The organism is Dickeya chrysanthemi NCPPB 402, assembly GCF_000406105.1.
Lineage (GTDB): Bacteria > Pseudomonadota > Gammaproteobacteria > Enterobacterales > Enterobacteriaceae > Dickeya > Dickeya chrysanthemi.
Genome location: NZ_CM001974.1, coordinates 1,282,968 through 1,298,801, shown reverse-complemented (window position 1 = coordinate 1,298,801; position 15,834 = coordinate 1,282,968). Strand labels below are relative to the sequence as shown.

The following is a 15,834-nucleotide window of genomic DNA, read 5'->3' as shown; positions in this document are numbered from 1 at the left end:
GGGGGTGGGGGCCACTACGTTTCTCGAACTGGTGAAAATCCTTTTATATCAATATAGATACGTGACTAATTCGAATCCTGTAGGGCGTACCATCTCGAAGTAAATAGACATCAACCTACATTAAGTAGCAGCGGCATAGCCGCACTTACACAGTTCTCTACCGAACAGCTTCTTCCTTAAATTCAGGGGTAGGTTGCATGAATATCCAGACTATACCCGTCATATAACCGTCATATTTCAAATTACAGGGTGTTGGTTTTTAATCAATGTTGGAAGATCTCTAAAAATAAAGAGGTCGGTTTAGCAGGATGCTTACCGTGGGATCCGTGGTTCAAGAAAGGCGCCTCCCCAAATGAAACCCACAGCAAGGCTGTGCGCTTAAACAACTGAAGGATGAAATATAGGCGTAAAGCCGAGTAGCCCCCAGTTTGAACAGAAAACACGATGGAAAGCATACAGTGATTGGCGTTATGGGCTAACTTCATTAACATGTCGGCATTTTGCATCAATGCCTTCCGGCGACATGTCGGCAGGCAGCCGCCAGAGGATGCCGTGTTGCCCTTTTCTCATACTTCCCATACCTATTGGATGAACAAAAAACGGGCCGCCATCCTGTTTTCCTGCATGTTACTGAGCGCATTTTTCGTGATCAGTTGGAGCAGTTATCAGGTTGCCCGTCACTCGCTGTTCGATGAGATTTCAGAAAGCTCGTTGCCGCTTACCAGCGATAATGTCTATTCCGAAATTCAGCGAGATCTGTTGAACCCCATTTTCATTTCGTCGTTGATGGCGCACGACACCTTCGTAAAAGACTGGGTGTTGTCCAATGAGACGGATCCGCAGGCGATGATCCGCTACCTGCGGGAAATCGACCGGCGTTTTTACACTGTGGTTTCCTTTTTCGTCTCCAATAATACCCGGCGCTATTACGATCCGGAAAAAATAACTCACACGCTTTCCGAGCAATCTCCGGATGATCAATGGTTTTTCGATATCAAGAACGCACAGGATAACGAGCCTTACGACATTGAAATCGGCGTTGATCCGGAGAACCGCACCCGGATGGATATTTTCATTAATTACAAGGTACTCGACTATAACGGCCAATTCCTCGGCGTCACCGGCGTCGGCCTGCCAGTGCAACGGGTCACTCAGTTGATTGAAACGTATGAGCAACGCTACAACCGCACCATCTACCTTATCGATGAAAACGGCGACGTCATGCTACACAGCAGGAATTTTCATCGTGCGCTCAATATTCACCAACAGCCGGGGTTACAGCCGCTGGCCACCCAAATCCTGACGTCGCCGGGCGGCAACTATCAGTACGCGTTAAATAACGAAAACATCTTTTTGAATACCCGTATCATCCCGGAGTTCGGCTGGAAGCTGATGGTTGAACAAAACAGCACGCCGCACGACCGGCAGTTGTGGTCCACCTTGCTGAAGAATACCGCTATCAGCATTACCGTCAGCGTCGCCATGCTGTTGTTGATCTGGCTGACAATAGGCGCCTACCAGCGGCGGCTTGAGCTGATGGCGACCACCGATAAACTAACCGGCCTGATGAACCGGCAGGCATTTGAATACGTTTTTCGCACCCTGCGGATAAAGCAATCAACGCAGCACCGTACCTTTTCCATCATTCTGATTGATCTGGATTATTTTAAAAAAATCAACGACCAGTACGGACATCACGTCGGCGACCGGGTATTAGTGCGCACCGCGCGATTAATACAGCGGACGATTCGCAAAACAGACTCCGCCTGCCGCTGGGGGGGTGAAGAGTTCGTACTGCTGCTGGCAGATTGCTCACATTCTCAGGCCCATTTTATTGCCGAGAAGATACGCCGGGCCATCCGCTTTGCGCTGGTGTCGCATCAACATCAGGTCATTAACCTGACCATCAGTTGCGGCATAGCGGAATCTCACCCAGGTGAAAGTATCGACCACCTGGTGCAACGCGCCGATAAAGCACTGTATCAGGCTAAACGTCAGGGGCGCGACCAAGCGGTCATCGCTGAATAAATGCGGAATCCAGCCCGCAAGATTGGAAGATGACCTTCGGGCTGGCTGAAAACGTCCCTTAGGTGGGGACGGGCGCATCGGCGGTAATTAACTTCTGTTCGCGAAGTTCATCCCAAAATGCCCGTGGGATACTGACTTTCATCGATTGTATATTCGCTTTCACCTGTTCAGGCGTGCGGGCACCGGGAATGATCGCCGAAACAATCGAGGGGGCCGCGGCGAATTGAAGGGCGGCGGTTCGGATATCAATGCCATGCCGGTCAGCAATCGTGGCCAGACGCGCCCGTTTCTCAACCACCCCTGGCGGCAGTTGCGTACTGAAGTGATAGCGATTGCGCCCCCCCAGGAAACCATCATTGAGCGGCGTGCCCACCGTGACCGTGATGCCTTTTTTGGCCAACGCCGGAAAGGTTTTCGTCACGGTGTCTTCATGGTCGATGAGGCTGTACTGACAGGCTAACAGCACAATATCCGGCGTCGGGCCATCAAGCGCCGCCGCCATCACGGCGGCATCGGGACGATTGATGCCAAAGCCCCAGGCTTTTATCAATCCTTCCTTACGCATCTTCTCCAGTTCCGCCATCGCGCCATAACGCGCCGTCTCAAAGAACGTAGTCCAGGGGACGGAAAGCTCGGTGTTATCAGGCCCTAAATCGTGAATATAGACGATATCAATACTGGCCAGGCCCAGGCGCTGGAGGCTATCTTCGACGGATCGTCTGGCGCCTGCCGCGGTATAATCGTAGTCATAGGCAAAGTTGAGTTTGTCCGCCCACAGCGATGCCGGCAAGGGTTGACGGCTCGGGTGAAATACCCGCCCGACTTTGGTCGAAATAAGGTACTGATCCCGTGGTTTATCACGCAGGAATGCGCCGAGTCTATGTTCTGAAAGGCCATGACCATAGAAAGGCGACGTGTCGTAGTAACGAACGCCGCCATCCCAGGCGGCCTGCAACGTCGCTTGTGCCTGTGCATCGCTGATAGGCGCAAAAATATTACCGATTTGCGTTCCCCCCATCCCAAAACGGAAAGGCGTCCGGTAGCGGATACCCGGTGCCGCCACCTCATTCAGCGGTAATAATGTTCTGGCTATTTTTCCACGTGTCGGCAGCACCGTTCCCTGTACGTTTTCAGGTATAAAGCTCGCAATGGCTTCACCCACTTTACCCGACTGGGCCAGCACCGAGCCTGTTGCGACAAGCGCAGCGCTTCCGGCAGCGAATTTCAGAAACTCTCTACGTTCCATCTTTGATACCTCTTCACGTTGTATTAACAGCGAAACATTCCAATCAATCGGCCTTGCTTAACGTAAATCCGGTGACTCACCCAATAATGCAGGATCCCAGTGTTCAACCGCCTTGCCGCCATTAATCCGCCATGTGTCGTACCAGGTTGTCATATAAACGCCGTCAGGTGCGTTAGGGTCTTTGACCGTTCGAGGGTAAAGCACCGTCACTAAATCGCCTTCGGCGATGACGGCAATGATTTTCATATTGAGTCGCGCAGGAATCGGACGAGGCTTAACTTTCAGTACGTTGGTGAAATAATCCACAACGGCGGCACGCCCGCTCTGCGCGTTCGGATTATGTTGCACGTAGTCCTCGGAGAGCAGCTCATCGGCCTTGTCCCACTGCCCGGCTTCAAGTAAGTCCCGAATAATGCGGTAAACCACGTGTTTATTCGCATTCAGTTGCGGGTCCGGGCTGGTGAACAACGCATCCGGGTCGCCGGCAATTTGCATTGGCGTCTGCGCTTGTACGCCAGCGGATATCAGACCAGTAAGTAATGAAGCAGTTAACAGCACAGCTTTTATCATGAGATCGTCCCTTAATTGATGGAGAAGACGTTCGATGGCGGCACCAACAGACATCGAAAAAATATATTTTTATCAAATTGTTAGAATAAGACTGTCGTTATAGTCTCCGGCATCGCCGCCGTAACACCTGGCGTAGAGCCATAAAAACTCGACTATCGGCAGTCAATGCACCGATTAAGTATGCCGTCGGAAGGTCGGTCATCAGCATTCACCGGTTTTATCTGTATTGTTAAATAAAAGAGAATGTTTTCCCTGGGTTGCGCGGCTAATTGTGGCGATCTTGTAGCCATTCCGTAAATCAATATAATTGGATTTTATTATTCCCAATTATGGAATAATGGCCTATTGGAATAGGCTCTAACTCTGACGATCGGGGGGGAAGTCATCGTGAACCGTCTGGAAATGTTGCGCATATTCACGACAGCCGCGGCGAGCCGCAATTTTCGTGATGCGGCCAAACAATTGGGGGTATCCGCACAGGTGATCACCCGGGGCATTCAATCTCTGGAGGAGGAGCTGGGAGAAGTACTGTTCCACCGCAACACCCGCGGGGTGCAATTGACCAGTTTCGGCGAAAGATTTGCCGACAACGCTCAGCACGCGGTAGCAAACGTCGATGGGCTATTTCAACGCACTAATCGCCGTCAATTGTCTGAATATACAGGTGTAGTCCGGATGACGGCCCCGCCCTTCATTATACGTGGCCTCGTCATGCCAAGATTGAGTCAGCGGCTGGCGGATTTCCCTGGCTTGTCTCTTGATTTGCGGCTGTCGGAAGAGTGGGCGGATACCGTCAATCAACAGATTGACATCGGTATACGTATGGGCCCGGTGCGCGATAATCGCTGGATCGCCAAAGTGGTAAAGAAAGTGCCGTTCTATGTGGTCGCGACGCCCGAGTTACTTGCCCGCGTCGGTACGCCGAAACGTGTTGATGAGCTTGAAAAATTACCCACGACGGCGTTACTGGATCGTCGTACCGGGCGCGCCTGGCCGTGGTTATTCAGCCAGGGCCGTCTTCTGTCGCCACCTCGGCCCGTTATCGTCGTTGATGATCTTGAAGCGGAATGCGCCGCCGTTTTGTCTGGAGCCGGTATCGGGCAGTTATCAGGGATCATCGCGACCCCGTACTTGCGCAGCGGCCAGCTTGTCGCCTTGCTCAATGACGATATGCCGGCTCCCTGGCCTCTGCATGTTTATCGGCCGCAACCGGGCCCGGTTCCTGCCAGAGTGCGTGTGGTGTTTGATACGCTGGTCGAGATACTCAGTCATCTCGACCTTTCGCTCCCGGTGGATATATTCCCTGACTAATTCGGCTGGCAAGGTGATGCCAGGATGCGAGACATCATTTACCGTACGGCAGCGGCCAACTGTTGTATGGTTTTATCAACCTAAAAAGTTGGGCCGACATTGAAATGACATAACATCATATATACCCTCAATAATTCGAACGCACCTGTAACGCGAAGTCTGACGGGTATATCAATTAATACGATAGGTCCTAGTATGTCACAACCCTGCACTCAGGAATTACCCGACGATATGAGAAAGGCGGCTCAGGCTGCGGCAGATGTGCTACGCGGGCTCGCCAATGATGATCGCCTGCTGCTGATGTGCCAGCTCACTCAGGGAGAAGCCTGTGTCACTCAGTTGGAAGAACGACTGGGAATACACCAGCCCACACTGTCACAACAATTAGGGGTGATGCGACGGCTCAATCTGGTCGCCACCCGGCGGGAAGGCAAACAGATTTTTTATCGCATTGAAGATGAACGAGTGCTTTCACTCCTGAACACACTGTATACCCTGTACTGCCCGCATCCTGAGGAAGAGTAAGCCGCCCTGCCTGGTATACCAGGCCCACGGATGGGCCGGGAAAGCCTTGTGCCCCATCAGCCTGAAGGCCCCGTGAGTCACACTACCGCCAGCACTGACCTCGCCGCACACCCATGCGCCGACGGCCTGATGACACACACAACACGCGACCTTGACCAATGACAAGGCGGTCCGGGTATTAGCCTCTTTATAATCAAGCCCGTTTGTCTTCTCACGGGTGTGAATGTATGGCTTATCAGCTAAATCTTAACTGGCCTGATTTTTTAGAAAAATACTGGCAGAAACAACCGGTTGTCTTAAAGAATGCCTTCCCGAATTTTGTCGATCCGATTACGCCGGATGAACTGGCGGGTCTGGCGATGGAGCCGGAGGTGGATAGCCGCATCGTCAGCCATGTGAATGGCGAATGGCAGGCATGGAACGGACCGTTTGAACAGTTTGATCACTTAGGGGAAACCGACTGGTCCCTGTTGGCTCAGGCTGTTAACCATTGGCATGTACCGTCTGCCGAGCTGGTGCGTCCGTTTCGCGTGCTGCCGGACTGGCGTTTAGACGATTTGATGATCTCCTTTTCGGTGCCGGGCGGCGGCGTAGGTCCGCATATCGACCAATACGACGTGTTTATTATTCAGGGGATGGGCCGCCGCCGTTGGCGTGTCGGCGATAAGCTGCCGATGCGCCAGTTCTGCCCGCATCCGGCGCTGCTGCACGTCGATCCGTTCACACCGATCATCGATGAAGAACTTGAACCGGGCGATATTTTATATATTCCGCCCGGCTTCCCGCACGATGGCCTGACCTTCGAAACCGCACTCAACTACTCGGTTGGCTTCCGCGGCCCCAACGGCCGGGACTTAATTAGCAGTTTTGCGGACTACGCGCTGGAAAACGATCTCGGCAGCGAGCATTACAGCGATCCGGATTTAACCTGCCGCGAACATCCGGGCCGGGTGGAAGACTATGAGCTTGACCGTCTGCGCGCGATGATGATTGAGATGCTTAATCAGCCGGAAGATTTCAGGCAGTGGTTCGGGCGCTTTGTGACCACACCGCGCCATGAGCTGGATATCGCGCCGGCAGAACCGCCCTACGTACCGGAGGAAGTTGCCGACGCCCTGCAGGCCGGCGAAGTCCTGACTCGCCTGAACGGGCTGCGTGTATTGCATATCGGTGATAGTTTCTTTATTAACAGCGAAAGGCTGGAAACCGTTGCCCCAGACGCTGCCGATGCGCTGTGCCGTTACACCACCCTCGGTAAACAGGAACTGGGCGATGCGCTGTCTAATCCGGCTTTCATTGCAGAATTAACCGGGTTGATTAATCAGGGCTATTGGTTCTTCAACGACTAATTCGCCGATAGAATAGTGTTCGCCGATAAAATAGTGTGATGAAAAGAACGGCAGTCATACGGCCGGCCTGCTAGCCTAAAGTTTGAGCAAAAAAAACCGATATCGTAAAGATGCCGGCGCAACATGTGGCCGGCTATCGGTAGGCTGATGGATATCATATTGATGGACGTCACCCCGGTAGGCAGGGTGTTTTCTCTGCCGTATCAACCCTTCCAGCCCAAACATAGGATAATCAAGATGGATGTTTCACAGATTGCATCTCTTTCCGCGGGTCTTAATAACATGCAACTGAGCAGCGAGGTCGGGACTGCTGTTCTGAAAAAATCGCTGGATAATCAGAAAGACGCCGTAACCAGCCTTATTCAGTCTATCCCGGCGTTGCCTGCTAATCCGGCAATCGGCCGCAACATCAACACCACGGCGTAATACTTTCAGTCCCACGCTGCAGTACGCTCGCTGGTGTCAGATAAACGTCGCCAACCCGGCCAGTGAGTAACTCGCCGGGTTTTTTATTCAGTCCTACCCGCACATGACGGTGGCGGAAAACATGGGCTATGGACTGAACGTCGACAAGGTACCGAAGGCGGAGATTCGCCATCAGGTTGAAATGGTCGCCAAAACCTTACAACTCTCTCACCTGCTGGACCGCAAACCGAAACAACTGTTCGGCGGTCAATGCCAGCGCATCGCCATCGGCCGCGCCATCGTGCGTAACCCGAAAGTGTTTATGTTCGACGAACCGCTCTCCAATCTGGACACCGAACTGCGGGTCGATATGCGCCTGCACATCGCCAGGCTGCATCAGGAACTGAAAACTACCTACACTAAATACTTCGCGTTGCAGGACAACCGGCCGGCGTGTTGAACAACGCAACGCGTTGGCCCGTCAGGGCAAGGGGCCGAGTAATAAAGCCAACGCACCTGCAACCTGAAGTATGACGGGTAGAGATGTCATTTTGGAACCTGATATTCCCATACTCAGGTGAAGTATGGAAATTACACAGAGTAAATAACCGCTATATTCCCATCCAATCGCCGGGAATATAGCGAAATATTATTCAGGAATAATAACGGATTATTTTATTTTTATTTCTCGCCACCGCCATGAATAAAAAAATTAACAGTTTCTTTTTTGTTTCCTCTTTAAAACAGGGTAACACCCCATCAATATGGCGATTTTATCAATCGCTATTTCTTTTCCACCTGACCACATAGCTCGGGCCATGCATCATTCGGCCGCCGACAACATTAGAAGACAACATTAGAAACAAACAATTCGTTCACATTATGGTTACCATCAAATAAACTACATCACGGTATTATCAATGTTTTCATCTAAATACGCCATCGCGCTCGCTTTCAGACTGATTAAAAAATCAACTAAAAAATAATAAAAAATAGATATTTGTCACATTCATTTTTACGGCATTACATATATTACATAATTAAAAATGACATAGATCGCCTTCCTAAATAAATAAGGAAATATGCAGATATTCACCTCAAGTTAATTTTCAAAACAGCGGTTTATTTTTCTAGCCCTTTTTATTTTTTGATCTATAGTATTCTTGATACTTTCAGGAAGTACCCGCTTTTATTTATTTCATTCTCTCAACTGAATGAGAGTCAATACCTGTGGGATTTACAAGGAGATTGTATGTTTAAGTATGTATTACCTCTGTGTGCACTCACGCTGGCGGCACCGTCATTTGCCGCTCAAACCACACTGATGCTGTCTCAGAAAGATGATATTAATTATCTGGGCTGGTCTACCGACGAAAGCAAAGTCGCACGCCAGGAAGTGTATCGCGGCACCACCAGCAATGCTGAGCTGCGTGAGCGTATCGCCGTGCTGGACGCGGAAACCCGTACCTTCCAGGATGCCGGCACCAACAGCGGCGTCAACTACTGGTACTGGGTGGACGTGGTCGGCGACAATCAAACCCCAACGGAATCGAATGCCGTCACCACCGCACCGCAAACCGGCCCGCTGCGCGCAGCGAAAGCCAGCTCCGAGTGTAAACCGGGTGCCACATTCGAAAACCGTACTGTGGATTGCGGCGGCGTGACCATCGGCACCTCCTGCCCGAATGACAGCGATAAACAAAAACCGCTGATCATTTTGAAAAACGCCACAGTGAAAAACCTGCGTATTTCCGCCTCCGGCGGTGCGGACGGCATTCACTGCGACAGCGGCAACTGCACCATCGAAAACGTAATTTGGGAAGACGTCTGCGAAGATGCCGCAACCAATAACGGCAAAACCATGACCATCATCGGCGGGATCGCGCATAACGCCAACGGCGGTTACGGCGGCAAGCCGGACAAAGTGTTGCAGCAGAACGCTAAAAACAGCACCACCGTGGTAAAAGGCAACTTCACCCTGACCGGCGAACACGGGAAACTGTGGCGCTCCTGTGGTGACTGCACCAACAACGGCGGCCCGCGTTTCCTGAATGTTGACGGTCTGATCGTTAATGGCACCATCGGCAGTATTGCCGGCGTTAACCGCAACTACGGTGATGTGGCAACGCTTAAAAACATCAAGATCAAAAACTATAAAGAAGGCAAACCGAAGGTTTGCGAAGAGTACATCGGCGTCGAGAAGGGTAACGGCAAGTCCGAGAAGTACAAAGAAGAAGATCAATGGAATACCGCCAACTGTAAAGTTAGCCGTTCAGATGTGACCAAACTCTGACAGGGTCACCTGACTGATTGAAACACAACATGGGCTTCCTAAAGTATCAAACAGACAAAGACCGGGTGAATGGCCCGGTCTTTTTTATTTCCACGATGCGGTGCCGAGTGATGGCCGAGACCATGTCGCTACAGGCAGATCATTTGCTCCCTGCCATTCCTGCCGCCAACCCTTCCACCCGGCGTATCGCTTGAATCACCATCGGTTCCGTTACGGTAAACGGCATGTTCGCCATGTCCGGCGCGTCAACCGCCGCACGTACGATCGCCGCCAGCTCTACCTCTGACAGATCCGGGCTGATCGCCGCCAGCGTCAACGGCACCGCACACGCCTGGGCCAGCCCAATCGCCGCCAGCAGTTCTTCATCACTGCGCTGCTCCAGCGCCAGCAGGCACAGATTGCCGAACCCGACCAGCAGGCCATGGCCGAACTCGCGGGTCTTATCACAGACGGTAAACCCTTCGTACAACGCATGCGACGCCGCCGCGTGTGCACCGCTGGCCATCAGCGACGTCAACCCGGCGAACAGGAAGATAGCGTCCAGCACCTGATCGAGCGCGTCACTGGGTTGCCCGTCCATCACCGTGCGGCAGGCGGCCTCGCCATGTCGCTCGATCAACCGAAAGCAGATCTCGCTGTTAGCGCGGGACGATGCAGCAAAACCGCTGCCGTTGTCGCCCTTGTCGATAGCACGAAATTCATACCATTTTGCCAGCGTATCGCCCAACCCGGCCGCCAGCCAACGCAACGGCGCACGCACCAGCAACGCGCTGTCGATCACCACCGCAGCCGGTGCTGCGGGCAGGTGATACAAATCGTGAAAATGGCCGTCATCGTGGTAGCGGACCGACAGCGGCGTCACCGCCGCGCAGGTGGCGGCAATCGTCGGTAACGTCACCACCGGAATACCGCACTGATACGCCACCGCTTTACCGGTATCCAGCGCTTTGCCGCCGCCGACCGCCAGCAGCAGGTCGCTGTCGGTGTCACGCACCCGCGCGCGCAGCCGTTCAATCTGACTGACGCTGCACTGATCGCCGGACCACTCTACCGCCGTCAGCGTTACCCCGGCTTGCCGCAGTTGTTCAATAATCAGCGTCTGCGCTGCCGTCAGAGCCTGATGCCCTCCCGCGACTAATACCCGACTCCCAAGCCGGGCACACAGCTCACCCAGTTGTTGACTGACTCCGGCGCCACGCAACACGGTAGCGGGGAAAAAAACCTGTTGTGTCATCTTTATGGCTATTCCTGTTGGTTGTGATTGCGATTAATGGTCTCATGGAGCGCAGCCCTGCCCCTGCGTGACCAACACACCCCCTTCATCAAGCAAACACCATGCCATTGATGGCCGGTTCCTCACGACAGTTCGCTTAGTGTCATCATGGCGTGAGGATGGTTTTTACTGAGGATGGTTTTTACTGAGGATAGTTTTTACTCAGTACGACAAATAACTGTGAAGCAGCGCATAGCACGCTCACCAATATACTTGTATGGTAGTTAGAGTAGAAGACGTAAAAAGGACCCATGAAACGTGAAAATTATTAGCGCAGAGGTGTTTGTCACCTGTCCAGGACGTAATTTCGTTACGCTGAAAATCACCACCGACAGTGGCATCACCGGTATTGGCGACGCCACCCTGAACGGACGCGAGCTCTCGGTGGCGTCTTACCTGAAGGATCACATTTGCCCGCAGTTGATCGGCCGCGATGCCCGGCAGATCGAAGACATCTGGCAATATTTCTATAAAGGCGCCTACTGGCGCCGCGGCCCGGTCACCATGTCGGCGATTTCCGCCGTGGATATGGCGCTCTGGGACATCAAAGGTAAAGAGGCGAACATGCCGCTCTACCAGTTACTGGGCGGCGCTTCCCGCAGCGGTGTGATGGTGTATTGCCACACTACCGGGCATTCCATCGACGAGGTGCTGGAAGACTATGCCCGACACCGCGACCAGGGTTTCAAGGCGATTCGGGTACAGTGCGGCATTCCGGGGATGAAAACCACCTACGGCATGGCGAAAGGCAAAGGGCTGGCGTACGAACCCGCCACCAAAGGCAACTGGCCGGAAGAGCAGATCTGGTCAACGGAGAAATACCTCGACTTCATGCCTAACCTGTTTGAAGCCGTACGCAGCAAATTTGGTTTTGATGAGCACTTGCTGCACGACATGCACCACCGCCTGACACCGATTGAAGCGGCGCGTTTCGGCAAAAGTGTGGAGCCCTACCGGTTGTTCTGGATGGAAGACCCGACGCCGGCCGAAAATCAGGCGTGCTTCCGTCTGATTCGCCAGCACACCGTCACACCGATCGCGGTTGGTGAAGTGTTCAACAGTATCTGGGATTGTAAGCAACTGATCGAAGAGCAGTTGATCGATTACATCCGCACCACCATCACCCACGCAGGCGGCATCACCGGCATGCGCCGTATCGCCGACTTTGCCTCGCTGTACCAGGTTCGTACCGGATCGCACGGCCCGTCGGATCTTTCGCCTGTCTGCATGGCCGCCGCGCTGCATTTCGATCTCTGGGTGCCGAATTTCGGTATTCAGGAGTTCATGGGGTATTCCGAACAGATGCTGGACGTGTTCCCGCATAGCTGGACGTTTGAAGACGGCTATATGCACCCCGGCGACAAACCCGGTCTGGGGATCGAATTTGATGAAAAACTGGCGGCCAAATACCCCTATGAACCCGCCTATCTGCCGATTGCCCGTCTGGAAGACGGCACGCTGTGGAACTGGTAAGACAACGAGGTAGACATGAAAAGCATTGTGATTGAACACCCCAACGCACTGACGATCGCCGATCGCGACCTCCCCCAGCCCGCGCATGGCGACGTCCGGGTTAAGGTCAAACGGGCCGGGATTTGCGGTTCCGACAGCCATATTTATCGCGGCCACAATCCGTTCGCTAAATACCCGCGCGTCATCGGCCATGAATTCTTTGGCGTTATCGATGCCGTCGGCGAAGGCGTGGATGCTGCGCGCATCGGCGAACGGGTTGCGGTCGACCCGGTAGTCAGTTGTGGTCATTGCTACCCGTGTTCCGTCGGGCGGCCAAACGTTTGCACCACGCTGACCGTTCTTGGCGTGCACCGTGACGGCGGGTTTAGCCAATACGCCGCCGTTCCGGCCGGCAACGCTTACCGCATTCCCGACGGTATACCCGACGAGTTCGCGGTTATGGTGGAACCCTTTACCATTGCCGCCAACGTAGCCGCGCAAGTCCGGCCGACCGAACAGGATACCGTGCTGATTTACGGTGCCGGGCCGATGGGGTTGACCTCGGTTCAGGTGCTCAAAGGGGTCTACCACGTTAAAGAAGTGATCGTGGTCGATCGCATTCCCGAACGTCTGGTCATGGCACAGCACTGCGGCGCGGACATAGTACTGGATAATCGTGAGCACCCGCTGGCGGAGACACTGAAACAGCGCGGTATCCAGCCCACGTTGATCATTGATGCCGCCTGCCATCCCGGCATTCTGCAGGAAGCTATCTCGCTGGCCTCGCCGGCGGCGCGTATCGCCCTGATGGGTTTCTCCAGCGAACCCAGCCAGATTACCCAGCAGAGCATTACCAGCAAGGAGTTGTCCATTTTCTCATCCCGCCTCAACGCCCATAAATTCCCACAGGTGATTGAATGGCTGGAACAGCGATTGATTGACCCGGCGAAACTGATCACACACCGTTTTCATTATGCCGATGTCGTTCAGGCTATCGATATCTTTGAGAAAGACCAGAAGAGCTGCTGCAAAGTGTTATTAACGTTTGAAGAGGCATAGTTAATTTCAGCATTTAATCAGGTGAGCGACAAAATAAAGCGCTCACCTGTTGAAAAACACAACGCGTGGGCGTTTTAACACCACAATCCCCAGGAACGTGAATAAATCAGTGAGCGGGGATAAATGCAGAATATATCTGCAACCTGATGTATAGCGGATATATATACCAAAAGGAGAAACGATAAAACAGATTACCCAAAAACAACTCAAGCGCAGGATATTTTACTCACCTGCCGCCTGAACGATAACGGGTATATTTTCCTAACAATAAGAGCCTATCCCAGTAGGCGTTATTGGCGCAGCCAGTTTGGACTCGGACAGCGCGGAGAAACCGGAGCGTACACGGAGTACGTGAGGATTTCGAGCACTGCCCAGGGCCAAAATGGCAAGTGAAATAGCCCTAATGGGATAGGCTCTAAAAACCGTCACTACCGTTATTGATTACTGTACTTTCCGGATCGTTTAACCAGACCCGGAATGGTGTGTCGCGCACATAATCATAATTTTTCCATCGTTGTGCGATGCGTATCACCACTATTCAAAAAGAGTATAAACATGAATAAAGCACAAACGACGCCTGTATCCGGCAAGACCGAAAGAGATACCTCTGATTTGGTTAAAGCGGCGATCTCCGGATGGTTAGGCACCGCGCTGGAATTTATGGATTTTCAGTTGTATTCGCTAGGGGCCGCATTAGTTTTTCATGAAATCTTTTTCCCTGAACAATCGGCCGCCATGGCGTTAATTCTGGCGATGGGTACTTACGGTGCAGGTTATATCGCCCGTATTATCGGTGCCGTGGTGTTCGGCAGAATGGGCGATTCCATCGGCAGGAAAAAGGTGTTGTTTATTACCATCACGATGATGGGGATCTGTACCACACTGATTGGCGTCTTGCCCACCTATGCGCAAGTCGGCATTTTCGCGCCACTGCTGCTGGTCACGTTGCGTATTGTGCAGGGGCTGGGCGCCGGCGCGGAAATTTCCGGTGCCGGAACCATGCTGGCGGAATATGCCCCCAGCGGGAAGCGCGGCATTATCTCTTCGCTGGTCGCCATGGGCACCAACTGCGGTACCCTGAGCGCCACCGGCATCTGGGCCGCCATGTTTTTCCTGCTCGACAGAGAGCAGTTGTTAGCCTGGGGCTGGCGTATTCCGTTCCTGGCCAGCGCCATTGTGATGGTTTTCGCCATCTGGCTGCGTATGAACCTGAAAGAAAGCCCGGTATTTGAACAGGTCAGCGACACCGCCGTCGACACAGCGAAAGCGAATAATCCACGGGCAAGCCAGCACAAATCTCTGACGGAAATGTTCAGCAGTAAATCATTCTGGCTGGCGACCGGATTGCGTTTTGGTCAGGCCGGTAATTCCGGATTGATTCAAACGTTTCTGGCCGGTTATCTGGTGCAAAGTTTGTTATTTGAAAAACGTATTCCGACCGACGCACTGATGCTCAGTTCGATTATCGGCTTTATGACGATTCCGCTATTAGGCTGGTTGTCGGATAAATTCGGCCGTCGTCTGCCTTATATTATTCTGAATATTTCCGCCATATTGCTGGCCTACCCGATGTTGTCGATTATCGTCAATAAAGAGATGGGGGTCAGCACGATTATTGCCGGCATTATCATTATTCATAATATTGCGGTGTTGGGACTGTTCGCGCTGGAAAATATCACCATCGCCGAGCTGTTCGGATCACGAAATCGCTTTACACAAATGGCCATCGCCAAAGAAGCCGGCGGTTTAATCGCCGTCGGGTTAGGCCCGGTATTGGCAGGTATTTTCTGTAATATGGCCGGTTCCTGGTGGCCGATTGTCGTGATGCTGGTGACCTATTCCTGCATTGGGCTCGTTACCGCCCTCGCGATGCCGGAAGTCAAGGATCGTGATTTGAGCATACCGGAAGACGCCACCGATACTCAGGCTGCGCACCACGCGACTGCCTCATCACACCGCCAATACAAGGGGCTTTAAACCATGACATTATCCAATGCTGCGTTGCCCCATCTGCCCGATGCGGTCATCACGCCCGCCTACGACCGGGCGGCACTGAAAACCCGTATCATTCATCTGGGGTTTGGCGCCTTCCATCGCGCCCATCAGGCGGTCTACGCCGATCGGCTGGCGGCGGAACACGCCAGCGACTGGGGGTATTGCGACATTAATCTGATCGGCGGCGAGCAACACATCGCCTGTCTTCGGCGACAGGATCACCTGTTCAGCGTGGCGGAAATGTCGCCGCAGGCGTGGCACTGCCGGGTAGTGGGTGTGGTTCGGCAAGCATTGCACGCCGAAACCGACGGCATCGAGGCGGTACTGG

General features: G+C 53.1%; 13 protein-coding genes and 1 pseudogene. 11 read left to right on the top strand and 3 right to left on the bottom strand.

Annotated elements, in window-relative coordinates:
• The first annotated feature begins 588 nt into the window (after positions 1 to 588).
• Positions 589 to 2,028 (top strand): sensor domain-containing diguanylate cyclase, encoded by a 1,440-nt coding sequence (locus tag DCH402_RS05950; protein ID WP_040003409.1) that lies wholly within the window; start codon positions 589 to 591, stop codon positions 2,026 to 2,028.
• Positions 2,029 to 2,086: 58 nt separating this feature from the next.
• Here the strand turns inward: DCH402_RS05950 and DCH402_RS05945 are convergent, their stop codons facing one another.
• The gene (locus DCH402_RS05945) at positions 2,087 to 3,274 is read right to left on the bottom strand and encodes an aldo/keto reductase (protein ID WP_033575370.1); all 1,188 of its coding nucleotides are present in this window, start codon (positions 3,272 to 3,274) and stop codon (positions 2,087 to 2,089) included.
• 57 nt (positions 3,275 to 3,331) lie between these two features.
• The gene (locus tag DCH402_RS05940; RefSeq protein WP_040000313.1) at positions 3,332 to 3,844 is read right to left on the bottom strand and encodes a nuclear transport factor 2 family protein; all 513 of its coding nucleotides are present in this window, start codon (positions 3,842 to 3,844) and stop codon (positions 3,332 to 3,334) included.
• Positions 3,845 to 4,231: 387 nt separating this feature from the next.
• Here DCH402_RS05940 and DCH402_RS05935 point away from each other — a divergent pair, with 387 nt between their 5' ends.
• The 6 genes and pseudogenes from DCH402_RS05935 to pelI all read left to right on the top strand — a co-directional run bounded on the left by DCH402_RS05935 (position 4,232) and on the right by pelI (position 9,727).
• Complete coding sequence (locus tag DCH402_RS05935; RefSeq protein WP_200864871.1) at positions 4,232 to 5,155, top strand: LysR family transcriptional regulator; 924 nt, start codon at positions 4,232 to 4,234, stop codon at positions 5,153 to 5,155.
• Positions 5,156 to 5,350: 195 nt separating this feature from the next.
• Positions 5,351 to 5,680, top strand: a complete 330-nt coding sequence (locus DCH402_RS05930; RefSeq protein ID WP_040000311.1) for an ArsR/SmtB family transcription factor — start codon at positions 5,351 to 5,353, stop codon at positions 5,678 to 5,680.
• Between the two features lie 227 nt (positions 5,681 to 5,907).
• The gene (locus DCH402_RS05925) at positions 5,908 to 7,029 is read left to right on the top strand and encodes a ribosomal protein uL16 3-hydroxylase (RefSeq protein ID WP_040000310.1); all 1,122 of its coding nucleotides are present in this window, start codon (positions 5,908 to 5,910) and stop codon (positions 7,027 to 7,029) included.
• Positions 7,030 to 7,266: 237 nt separating this feature from the next.
• Positions 7,267 to 7,455 carry a YjfB family protein gene (locus DCH402_RS05920; RefSeq protein WP_012769024.1) on the top strand — a complete coding sequence of 63 codons (189 nt, stop codon included), beginning with the start codon at positions 7,267 to 7,269 and terminating at the stop codon, positions 7,453 to 7,455.
• 94 nt (positions 7,456 to 7,549) lie between these two features.
• A pseudogene (locus DCH402_RS05915) lies at positions 7,550 to 7,849 on the top strand (ATP-binding cassette domain-containing protein); the annotation flags it as partial.
• 837 nt (positions 7,850 to 8,686) lie between these two features.
• Positions 8,687 to 9,727, top strand: a complete 1,041-nt coding sequence (gene pelI, locus DCH402_RS05910; RefSeq protein WP_040000308.1) for a pectate lyase PelI — start codon at positions 8,687 to 8,689, stop codon at positions 9,725 to 9,727.
• Between the two features lie 139 nt (positions 9,728 to 9,866).
• Here the strand turns inward: pelI and DCH402_RS05905 are convergent, their stop codons facing one another.
• Entirely contained in the window at positions 9,867 to 10,961 is a 1,095-nt protein-coding gene (locus tag DCH402_RS05905) for an iron-containing alcohol dehydrogenase family protein (protein ID WP_040000307.1), read from the bottom strand.
• A 297-nt stretch (positions 10,962 to 11,258) separates the two neighbouring features.
• Between DCH402_RS05905 and manD the strand changes: the two genes are divergently transcribed.
• The 4 genes from manD to DCH402_RS05885 form a co-directional block, all read left to right on the top strand.
• The gene (gene manD / locus DCH402_RS05900; RefSeq protein ID WP_040000306.1) at positions 11,259 to 12,473 is read left to right on the top strand and encodes a D-mannonate dehydratase ManD; all 1,215 of its coding nucleotides are present in this window, start codon (positions 11,259 to 11,261) and stop codon (positions 12,471 to 12,473) included.
• A 15-nt stretch (positions 12,474 to 12,488) separates the two neighbouring features.
• Positions 12,489 to 13,511, top strand: coding sequence for a Zn-dependent oxidoreductase (locus DCH402_RS05895; RefSeq protein ID WP_040000305.1), 1,023 nt, complete (start codon positions 12,489 to 12,491; stop codon positions 13,509 to 13,511).
• 555 nt (positions 13,512 to 14,066) lie between these two features.
• A complete protein-coding gene (locus tag DCH402_RS05890; protein WP_040000304.1) occupies positions 14,067 to 15,488 on the top strand; it encodes an MFS transporter in 1,422 nt (473 codons plus the stop codon).
• 3 nt (positions 15,489 to 15,491) lie between these two features.
• Positions 15,492 to 15,834 (top strand): mannitol dehydrogenase family protein (locus DCH402_RS05885; RefSeq protein ID WP_040000303.1); only part of this gene is annotated, 343 nt, incomplete at its 3' end.

Bases quoted from the DNA above. Each gene is read 5' to 3' on its own strand.
- DCH402_RS05920 (WP_012769024.1), top strand. From the start codon at position 7,267: ATGGATGTTTCACAGATTGCATCTCTTTCCGCGGGTCTTAATAACATG.
- DCH402_RS05930 (WP_040000311.1), top strand. From the start codon at position 5,351: ATGTCACAACCCTGCACTCAGGAATTACCCGACGATATGAGAAAGGCG.
- DCH402_RS05925 (WP_040000310.1), top strand. From the start codon at position 5,908: ATGGCTTATCAGCTAAATCTTAACTGGCCTGATTTTTTAGAAAAATAC.
- DCH402_RS05940 (WP_040000313.1), bottom strand. From the start codon at position 3,844: ATGATAAAAGCTGTGCTGTTAACTGCTTCATTACTTACTGGTCTGATA.
- pelI (WP_040000308.1), top strand. From the start codon at position 8,687: ATGTTTAAGTATGTATTACCTCTGTGTGCACTCACGCTGGCGGCACCG.
- DCH402_RS05895 (WP_040000305.1), top strand. From the start codon at position 12,489: ATGAAAAGCATTGTGATTGAACACCCCAACGCACTGACGATCGCCGAT.
- DCH402_RS05905 (WP_040000307.1), bottom strand. From the start codon at position 10,961: ATGACACAACAGGTTTTTTTCCCCGCTACCGTGTTGCGTGGCGCCGGA.
- DCH402_RS05890 (WP_040000304.1), top strand. From the start codon at position 14,067: ATGAATAAAGCACAAACGACGCCTGTATCCGGCAAGACCGAAAGAGAT.
- DCH402_RS05945 (WP_033575370.1), bottom strand. From the start codon at position 3,274: ATGGAACGTAGAGAGTTTCTGAAATTCGCTGCCGGAAGCGCTGCGCTT.
- DCH402_RS05950 (WP_040003409.1), top strand. From the start codon at position 589: ATGAACAAAAAACGGGCCGCCATCCTGTTTTCCTGCATGTTACTGAGC.